1 protein-coding gene is annotated in these 1,441 nt (G+C 67.3%); it reads left to right on the forward strand.

Annotation, left to right across the window (positions count from 1 at the left end):
* Positions 1 to 116: 116 nt before the first annotated feature.
* Positions 117 to 1,441: NADP-dependent phosphogluconate dehydrogenase (gene gndA / locus ABDW21_RS03510; protein WP_343710062.1), on the forward strand; the 1,325-nt coding region annotated here is incomplete at its 3' end.

Raw genomic sequence — 1,441 nt, forward strand, 5'->3', positions numbered from 1 at the left:
CCTAGCTGCCCGAGCCGAATCCCGCTGTGCCACAGTGGTGGGGCGTGGACGAAGTCCTGAACCGGGAGGCGAAGACGTGAGCTTGGGATCGACCACATAGACGTGGGATCGAACAGATGAGCGTGGGATCGAACACCGCGGCGCCGGCCCAGATCGGGGTGACGGGCCTTGCGGTCATGGGCTCGAACATCGCGCGCAACTTCGCCCGGCACGGCTACACCGTGGCGCTGCACAACCGATCGGTCGCCAAGACCGATGCGCTGCTGGCCGGGCACGGCTCGGAAGGCACCTTCGTGCGCTGTGCGACGATCCCGGAATTCCTTGCCGCACTGCAGAAACCGCGTCGCGTGCTGATCATGGTCAAGGCCGGGGAGGCCACCGACGCCGTCATCGGCGAACTCGCCGACGCCATGGACGAAGGCGACATCATCATCGACGGCGGCAACGCGCTCTACACCGACACCATCCGCCGCGAGCAGGCAATGGCGCAGCGTGGCCTGCACTTCGTCGGGGCGGGCATTTCCGGCGGCGAAGAAGGCGCGCTCAACGGGCCGTCGATCATGCCGGGCGGGCCAGCGGAGTCCTACCGATCGGTGGGCCCGATGCTCGAGGAGATTGCCGCGCACGTCGACGGTGTGCCGTGCTGCACCCACATCGGCCCGGACGGGTCCGGGCACTTCGTCAAGATGGTGCACAACGGCATCGAGTACTCCGACATGCAGCTCATCGGCGAGGCTTACCAGCTGCTGCGCGACGGGCTGGGCATGACGGCCCCGCAGATCGCCGGCATCTTCACCGACTGGAATCGCGGCGAGCTGGACAGTTACCTGGTGGAGATCACCGCCGAGGTGCTGCGGCAGGTGGACGCGAAAACCGGTCGGCCGCTGGTCGACGTCATCCTCGACGAGGCCGAACAGAAGGGCACCGGCCGCTGGACCGTCAAGTCGGCGCTGGATTTGGGTGTGCCGGTCACCGGGATCGCCGAGGCGGTGTTCGCCCGCGCGCTGTCCGGATCGACGGATCGGCGCAAGGCCGCCACCGGCCTGGCGTCGGGCCGGCTCGGCGAGCCGCCCGACGACCCGGACGGGTTCACCGAGGATGTGCGTCAAGCGCTGTACGCCTCGAAGATCGTGGCGTATTCGCAGGGCTTCAACCAGATTCAGGCCGGCAGCGCCGAATACGGCTGGGACATCACTCTCGGCGACCTGGCCACCATCTGGCGCGGCGGCTGCATCATCCGGGCGAAGTTCCTCAACCACATCAAGGATGCCTTCGACGAAGACCCCGACCTGCCGACGCTGATCGTGGCACCCTACTTTCGTAGCGCGATCGAGGCCGCGATCGACAGCTGGCGTCGGGTGGTAGTGACCGCCACCCAGCTGGGCATCCCCATCCCGGGTTTCTCGTCGGCGTTGTCGTACTACGACGGACTGCGCACCGA

Source organism: Mycobacterium sp., from assembly GCF_039583805.1.
Classification (GTDB): domain Bacteria; phylum Actinomycetota; class Actinomycetes; order Mycobacteriales; family Mycobacteriaceae; genus Mycobacterium.